The following is an 8672-nucleotide window of genomic DNA, read 5'->3' on the forward strand; positions in this document are numbered from 1 at the left end:
ATATAAAACTTGCTCCTTATAATGCCTTTTAATTGGGAAGTTATGTGTACCTGTGCCGTTCTTGAATTTTTTATCAATGGGGTTCTTTAGAGGAACTGTTGTAGTTTCTGTAAATTCATATGGGTAATTTATTTTAGACTTATCTTCAAACATGAAAATGCCTCCTTTTTAGGATTTCCTAAATTCTTTACTATAACATGATATGCATATATATTTTTTTGGACTAGTTATTTATATAGTTTAATGGAATTTAATTACATAACTATTGAAATATTTTATAGGAAAACAATTCGAGAAAGATATTGTATGAAAAGCCGTTGACTAATATTGTTGTTTTTTAAGTTATTGTGATGTATCTAAAATTCTGAAGAGACGTGGCATATAGGTTCATCTAACAACTATTATATAAGGTTTTTTTGTTTGTCAGCGAATCAAAAGTTGCATATATATTCGTTATAGATTGTTTTTATAATACAATCCACATTGAATTTTCCTAATAAAATAATGTGGAATATTATAGTGTTATTAGGTTATTAGGAACATTTAATGTTGTCTCACAACTGAAAGGGAATTGAAAAAGAACTGAAACTTTTCTCATAAAAATTCAATCTTACTTGAAAAATGAAAGGAAAATGAAATTTCCCAAAAGAAATTCTTTGTTAAGATAAAAAGCATACATACAAAAAAGTATTGACATTTGGAGAAAAACGTATTTTTAAGATATAGTGGGGGAAAAGATGAGATTAGAAAAACAATTAATAAAAAAGATGTATTATGAAACATTCCTAATAGAGAATGAAACACAACCACCTCTTCAAGTACTTGGAGAATCTTATTTAAACGAAGAAAAAGATGAGATTTCCGATGGGTCTTATATTCGTTTTGCACAGGGAGAATTTTATTACCACCATCAAGATTTTGAAGCAGCTATTTTTAAATGGGAGAAAGTTAGTAATGAACTAGCACCATGGGCACAAAAAAACATTGCTGATGCTTACTTCGAACTTAACCGATTATCAGTTGCTGAAGATGTTTATACTTCCATTACTACTGATAACAAAATATTGATGACCGAAATTGGACTGCAGTTACTTTCTCTTTACATCGAGCAAAATAATTTTGATTCAGCTTTCAATGTTATTAAAGAAGCAGTTAATTTAAATCCCGATTATCCAAACGTCACAATAATTGCCCGTTCCTTTTATGAGGAACAGCAAGATTTTGATAGTGCAGTAGAGCTTGCTGTGAATGAGTTAATTCGAACAGAATCTTATCCGTGGTTTGAGGTTCTAAAAGGGTATATCGATAAAGGATTTACTAAAAATATTTCACCAGATTATTTTTATGAAATATTAGTTACATTAAATAATGTAGATCAAGTACAATTTACGCAAATTGTTTCATCACTTTGGAACAGTTATAAAAATGAACAAAATTACTTATTATGGCTTAACACAATAAATGAATTTTTCTTACATATCGAAATACATTCGTCCGATATATGGGACAAAATTTCTTCTCTTTACGAGGAAACGTACTTTGAATTAATTCAAGGTCAATATATGCTTAGACAATTACACGATATCATTCCAAATCTGTTAACAAACTGGCTAAAGGTAGTCAATCCATCTCACGCTGTATTTCCATCTGCAGCTGTATTGGCATGGGATGAGATTTTTCCTTCCAAAATAGATTCAGCAAACATAAAACATGCGGAAAACCTACTGTCATATTCTATTAATCATGTGAATGGCTTAGAGTATAGTTTACATCTTTTTGAATCTATTACACAGTGGGCACAAAAGCATGATATAGAAATGGGTCACAGATTTAGATGGTTAGTTGGCGAGCTTGCAGATTTAAGAACAAATCGTATTTTAGTAACGGGAACTTCAGGAAACGGAAAAACTGCATTTATTAACTCTATATTAGGAGAAAATATATTAGAAAGCTCAATCTCAAATGTAGTGGTTTTAAAAAATGATGCTCATACAGAAATTAATGCTATAACAGATTCAGCAATTACAACAACTGAGAATTTCTCTGATTACCATAATATGATGGCAGTGCATCATCAAACATATAGAGAGAGAGCATGTGTTGAATTTAAATTACCATGCAGATTTTTAAGTAAAAATAAACTTACATTTGTAGTTACACCTGGCTTTAATAGGAATAACGACACTAGGGATGAAATATTTGAATATTTAAATTCAGTAGACGAATTGTTGTTCGTATTGAATGCGGATTCACCTTTTACTGATAAAGAACGTGACATTCTATTAAGCATTCAAGAACATACACCAAATCTACAAATACATTTCTTATTAAATAAAATCGATAACATTTATAGTGAAGCAGAAGTAAAAAGAGTTTTACATGATACGCAAGCGAGAATAAACGCATATTTCCCGCATGCGAGACTTTTCCCTTACTCTTCGTTATATACAAGTAGTCAACAACTAAATGATTTAACTGAGTTTATTCGTTTTAACTTTAACCATAAAAATATCGATGCAGAACGTACTGAAAAGCTATTGTTTTTCATTCGAAAAACAATTACATATCTTCTGGATAAACGCGTTGAGAAGGAAAACAATCTAGTAGATGTTATTAATTGGAATGAAGATATGTTAGTTAAACTAAATGGTTGTATTAATAACCTTACTGCTTTTGAAAAGGAAAAAATTCATTTAATTACAGAATCATATCGTGCAATGAAAACTGAGATTACTAATGATCTTACTGAACGTATTCCGAAGCTATTACAGAGTTGTTCTGATTTAATTAGTGAAGACAGCGATTTCGGGCACATTGATATTGAACTAAATACAGCGATGAATGAAAGGGTGCAACAATATCTAGAACAAACTGTATTACCTAATTTTGCTCGTTCTATGCAAAATTGGATTGCAACTTCTAATAATGAGTTCCTTCAAAGTCAATCGTACTTAGAAGAACTCAGTGAAGGACTTAATTCTTTATTTGGAGAAAATCGAATACAGTTAGAATGTGACTTTAAAGTGCTTGATGACTGGCGCAGAGATACTGATAGAATGACGACTAGAATACAAATGGAAGAAGTAAATATTTTACGCCGATTTACGCCAGCAAAATTTTTACTGAAAAGTGCCGGCAAATTATTTGGGGTTCTTCCAAAGAATAGAGCGATGCTATATAACAAATACAAACAGTATTTAGAAAATGAAGATTATACCGAGGTAACGGCTTCTATTATGAAGAAATTTTTCTTGCAATTTGAGCTGTTTGAAAACACACAAGAGCGGGATATTAATATGTTCTTTAGGAATCCATTTAACTCCTTGAAACAAGCTGTAGAAAATACTCATTTAGAAATACAAGAAAAACAAGAGATATTACATAAAATGAAATCAAATCCTGAAGTTTATCATGATTCTATAACGCTCTTTGAATTGAGATTACGTCAATGTGAAGTAATCTTAAATATAGGTGAGGATAATGCCTATACAGATTTAACTTTAGAAACAATCATAGAATAAACGTAAAACAACTCCAAAATATACACTGAAAGTAGATTTTGGAGTTGTTTTTTGCTTACGTCCGTATAATATGTCAGGACTTTTTTTATATTAAATTGCATCATGTGTTATAAGAGAGTAAAAAGGGAGCAACTGTAGTCAGTTGCTCCCTTCGCATATATAGATTATTTTTCAGTTTCTTTAATTTTAGTTTTTACTTCTCCAGTTTTAATTTTATTACTTTCTGAGAAACGTAATAAATCGCCTTCAATAATTTTGTCAGACATTCGTAATTCATTTTGTGCACGGTTAATCATTTCTTGAGCTTCTTTTTTTGGTAGATCTACAACCTCACCTGTTTCTCGATTATAAAAAGTATGATTTGTATAGGCGTACTTGTCTGTAACGAAGCTACCATCACGGAAAACAACAAATCCGGTATATTCATCTGAAAACATATCATGGCCAAAACGGATATCGTTAGTAGTATCAACCCCTAATAAATTTAGAATCGTAGGTTTCATATCGATTTGTCCTGTGGGCTTTGAAATGATTTGACCTTCTTTTTGTCCAGGGACATGAATATATAAAGGTGTACGTTGTAAATTTAAAGTATCAAATTCTGTTATTTGATCTTTTTCTAAAAACTGCGCCATTGCGCGATTATGTTTTTCGGAAATGCCATAATGATCACCGTATAACACAATAATAGAATCATCATAAAGCCCCTCAGCTTTTAAACGCTCAATAAAGTTTTTAATTGATTCGTCTAAGTAACGAGCTGTTACGATGTAACGATCAAATACGCCATTACCAGAGTTATATGGTTCAATGAATTTTGTATCTTCATCATACGTAAATGGATAATGGTTTGTTAAAGTAAGGAAACGAGCATAAAATGGTTGGTCAACAGTTTTTAATATATCTACTGATTGATCAAAGTATTCTATATCTTTTAATCCCCAATTTAAATTTGTTTCGGGCGTAATTTTGTAATCAAGTTCATTATAGTAACGATCATAACCAAGAGCAGAGTACATGATATTACGATTCCAAAATGTTGCGTTATTCGCATGGAATACAGTAGTGAAATAGCCTTGCTGACGTAAAATTTCTGGAGTCGCAGTATAATCGTTGTTACCGTGCGTGAAGAATACAGCTCCTCGATTTAATGGATACAACGATGTATCTATTAGAAATTCAGAATCTGATGTTTTTCCTTGACCAGTTTGGTGGAAAAAGTTATCAAAGTAATAGCTTTCATTTATGAATTCATTCAAGAACGGTGTAACTTCTTGACCATTGACGGATGCACCTATTAAAAAGGTTTGCAAGGATTCAAGAGTAACGACAATTACGTTTTTTCCTTTCGCTGCACCAAACATATTAGGGTTTGGTTCACTTTGGTTTGCTTTTACGTAGTTTTCAGTTTCTTGTAATTTACTACTATCAGCAAGAGCCTTTTGTGATCCTGCTTTTACTTGCAGTGTTAAATCATATACTTGATGAGTATATAGTCCTAAATTTTTAACAAGCATTACTCGGTCGAAGGATCTCGTTAATAATTCAGGACGCTCTTTTTCTGCAAGATGTAGATTCGCAAAAAATACAGCAATCGTTAAGAGAAAATATAACAAGCGTGCAGAATGAGTTACACGTCCTGTTTTAAAGACTATTGATTTCTTCTTTAACAAAATAAAGAAGAAAATAATGTCTACGAATGCGAGTATAATTTTGTAGTTTAATATTTCTTTAATACTACCGCCTAATTGTGTAAAGTTTGATGTTTGTCCAAGTACTGGTAACGTAACGAAATCACTATAAAAATCATAGAACATTACATTTCCAACGAGAACTATAGTTAATAAGAAATTAATACATAGCGCTATATAATTTCGCTTTTCACCAGTTGCAAATAATGCTAATCCAACAAATGCTAATGATGCAGCTAGGGGGCTAATTAATAAAATAAGCTCTTGTGTAGAAGACTCAATTTTTAAATCAAAACTGAATCGTGTAATAAGGTATGTTTTTAACCATACTGCTAAAGCAATTAGTATAACAAAGCTTATATTTTGCATTTGTAAATTTATTTTATTCTTCATTTTTACACCTTCTTTATATGGATTATTTAACCAATGTTATATATTATATTTTTATAACTATTAGAGTGTAATGAACCATTTAGATTATGTTTTTCTAAAGGTAATAATTTGAAGTATTCATATACATATGATGGGGAATTTTAAAGCGAAGTAACATAAATCTAATTTTTTTTAGAAACGGAGCAGAAAAAGTCATATTTGTAGCGAAAGTGGCTTATAGACATCCTAACATAATAAACACTATGATGATGTTACAAAATATCGAACAAATGAAAGTGAAATGAATAGACCCTTTTTAAATTATTGACATTAAATTAGTTGGAATTTTAAAAAAGTTATTTTAAAGTAAACGGTTATATTAATTAGTAGAAAACTACATTCTACATAGAATGTAGTTTTTCATATATCCCGTAAAATCCTGATTCTTTGTGGGTTAATCATTAGCGGGGGAGGGATAAGGATTTCATTAACGTTATTATTAGATAAGTAAAGTGGTGGTGAGACTTAAAACATTTGACTGGCATCTTAATTAAAGAGTTTAAATATCTGATAAATATTTTCCAACATACAGACCGCTTGCGGCTGCTTGAGATAATGAATGAGTGACGCCTGAACAATCTCCAATTAAAAATAGCCCATTCATACTTGTTTCAAAATGGTTATTGATTTTTATCGTAGGAGCATAGAACTTTCCATCAATTCCATATAATAAAGTATCTTGATCGATAGGTTCTCGGGTAAATTGTTCTAAACGTAATAAAAATGCTTTGAGCCCTTCAATATATAATGGAGGGATTTCTTTATGCAAATCTCCATAATCTCCGTGTAGTGTAGGGTGTATACGATTATGTTTCATATCTTTTTCCATAGTAGGTTGTTTCTTTATTAAGTCCTCTAAGCGCTGTATAACAATCCGATCTCGTCCTTGGTTAATGCTTTTAATAATTGAACTTGCGTATACATTTGCTTCTTTGAGAGTTGGAAAATAGCGCGGGATAAACAAAGTGAAATTTAAGTTAGGAGTGCCAGTTCCTCGTTCTCGAAAATTTTGACCGTCAGGCATAACTAAACCTTCTTCGTACTTCCGAATAATGCGTCCTTTTGGATTCATACAGTAAGTAGTTGCTGTGAAATTTTCGCTTTGATAAGAAAGTTTCGTTTCGAAAGTATCTTTTAATATAGAACGTAATTGATGTTCTTTCATTTCTACTCTAATACCTAAATCTACACGTGTTTGCTCCTGAGAAATATTTAGAGAAGTACACATTTCTTTTAACCAATCAGCCCCAGAGCGCCCAGTTGCAAATACTAGTTGTTTAGAATGAACTATTCCTTGGTTTGTTTCTATTTTGAAATGATCTTTCTGTTTCATAATATGTTGTACATCTATATGAAATTGAATATTTATTTTCGTAAGTAAAAATTCATAGAGCTGCTGAAAAATGCTGTTGGAAAGTTTAGTACCCAGATGCCTTACTTCCGTTGTTAACATTTGTAAACCACACGCTTCAGCTCTCTTAGTGAGATTTAGATTTTCTGTAGAATATTTTGAAACTGAACTTCCGCCAAACTGGCATAGAATTTCATCTACTTCAGCCATCAGGTGCATAAAACCTTCTTTACCTACTTTTTGCTCAAGTTCGCCTCCAAAGCCGTTTGTATAATTAAATTTCCCTTCAGACTTTCCTAAACCACCAAACCCGAAATATTTATCACATACAGTACAGTTACATATTTCCCCGTGTTCTAAAGAGCAATTTCGATGTTCTAACGATTTGCCTTTATCAAGAATTAAAACCTTTTTGTTGCTTTTGGCTAATGTATAAGCCATAAAAATGCTACTCACTCCAGCACCGATAATTGTAACATCATACATATTCTTTCACCTGCTAACGAATAGTTTGTTTGCTATTTTCCTAGTGTATAACACTTTTATGAAGTTAAGAAATAGCTTTCATGAATAAAGAGAAAGTTTTTGAACTTTATACTTTTTCAATTTCTCTGAGTGGTGGATGAAATACAAATGTTTTTATTTGAAAGGAGATATAGTTTTAAATAATCACTTTGTCATATGATTCATAAAAGCATATAAAAAGAACAGACCTTTTCAGTAAAAAGGTCTGTTCATCATTTAAAAAAGTTGTTAAGTACATAAATTAGAAGGGAATTATAGTTTTATTTAGCGAAGGCATGGTTACCGATTACTGCTACTGTTTGACGTGTCGTAATCCATTTGTCTGTTGATGTTTTTGGGTTGTAGAAATAAAGCCAATCAGAATGTATTCCATTTGTGGAGATAGCCTCTTCTACTGCCATTTTTGCTTCTGCACTTGCAGGCTGATTAATTCTTCCATCTGTAACAGGAGTAAATGCATATCCGTGTTTAATAGGTTCATAAATAACGCCTGTTATTGTATTAGGAAAACCTTTTGCATTTACACGATTTAAAATAACTTTCGCCACTGCCACTTTTCCTTTATATGATTCGCCACCCGCTTCAGCAGTAACTAAGCGTGCCATTAATTCTTTTTCTTTTTCTGAAATACTTGAATTAATTTTCACATGTTGTCCTGTATAAAGCTTGTTTCCAACTGTATTGTTAATTTGTTTTATAGATTGAACGGTAACATTGTAACGCTTTGCTATCGTTTCTAATGAATCTCCCGGCTGTACTTGGTAAATAATTTGTCCAGAAGTGTTCGAAGTTTTTTCGTTTTGATGAACTGTAACCTCATTTGATTTCATAGATCCTGGAATATGTAACTGTTCTCCAATAAAAGCTTGATCGTTTCCTTTATGATTCGCTTGTTTAATGGCTTGTATGGAAACTCCATATTGCTTACTGATGCCCCAAAGTGTATCATTCTTTTTTACTGTATGTATGGTGGAAGCTTCAGCTGTACCTTGATTACATACGAATGTAATTGCTACTGCAGATAAAGGAATTATATGTTTTATTTTTAATAATTTCATTGTGAATCCTCCTAAAAAATTAAGGTGTAACTGTTGAGTGATGTAATTCAGAATATGTAAATATAAATATTTTAATGTAAGTATATTAGCACAT

General features: G+C 31.4%; 4 protein-coding genes. 1 reads left to right on the plus strand and 3 read right to left on the minus strand.

The window, feature by feature from the left end:
- Positions 1-737: 737 nt before the first annotated feature.
- On the plus strand, positions 738-3521 hold the full coding sequence (locus tag ACFWDE_RS28790) for a dynamin family protein (RefSeq protein ID WP_377896179.1): 2784 nt from the start codon (positions 738-740) through the stop codon (positions 3519-3521).
- A gap of 164 nt (positions 3522-3685) precedes the next feature.
- On the opposite strand, the gene ACFWDE_RS28795 is transcribed toward ACFWDE_RS28790, so the two are convergent.
- From ACFWDE_RS28795 to ACFWDE_RS28805, 3 genes are all read right to left on the minus strand, one after another.
- Entirely contained in the window at positions 3686-5605 is a 1920-nt protein-coding gene (locus tag ACFWDE_RS28795; protein WP_377896180.1) for an LTA synthase family protein, read from the minus strand.
- 538 nt (positions 5606-6143) lie between these two features.
- The gene (locus ACFWDE_RS28800) at positions 6144-7481 is read right to left on the minus strand and encodes an NAD(P)-binding protein (RefSeq protein WP_377896181.1); all 1338 of its coding nucleotides are present in this window, start codon (positions 7479-7481) and stop codon (positions 6144-6146) included.
- A 299-nt stretch (positions 7482-7780) separates the two neighbouring features.
- Positions 7781-8578: a cell wall hydrolase gene (locus ACFWDE_RS28805; RefSeq protein ID WP_377896182.1), complete on the minus strand. Its 798-nt coding sequence runs from the start codon at positions 8576-8578 to the stop codon at positions 7781-7783.
- Between the last annotated feature and the right edge of the window lie 94 nt (positions 8579-8672).

Source organism: Bacillus sp. NPDC060175 (assembly GCF_042728695.1).
Lineage (GTDB): Bacteria > Bacillota > Bacilli > Bacillales > Bacillaceae_G > Bacillus_A.